Source organism: Shimia aestuarii, assembly GCF_022814865.1.
Classification (GTDB): Bacteria; Pseudomonadota; Alphaproteobacteria; order Rhodobacterales; family Rhodobacteraceae; genus Shimia; species Shimia aestuarii_A.
Genome location: NZ_JAKVRD010000065.1, coordinates 1 through 251, shown reverse-complemented (window position 1 = coordinate 251; position 251 = coordinate 1). Strand labels below are relative to the sequence as shown.

The 251-nt window shown below is 57.0% G+C and carries 1 pseudogene; it reads left to right on the top strand.

Annotated features, from left to right (window positions below):
- Positions 1–124: 124 nt before the first annotated feature.
- Positions 125–251, top strand: a pseudogene (locus MK745_RS19710) (DDE-type integrase/transposase/recombinase); the annotation flags it as partial.

The following is a 251-nucleotide window of genomic DNA, read 5'->3' as shown; positions in this document are numbered from 1 at the left end:
CCCGTCAGAACCTCAACCTGCCTTAACTTCGTGACAATCTCTTCCGGCTTCGGTCGCTTGTTGGCCATGTGTTTCCTCCGTTTTCCTAAACATAGCGGAGGACCACTTCAGTGGGGGAGGATCAGCGATCTGGCGGAGAAAGCCTGGACCAGGCCTGCTGATCCACTCCGACCAAGGCGCGCAATTTACAAGCCGTGAATGGGCAGCGTTCCTGCGCGAACATGGATTGGAACACTCGATGAGCCGCAGGG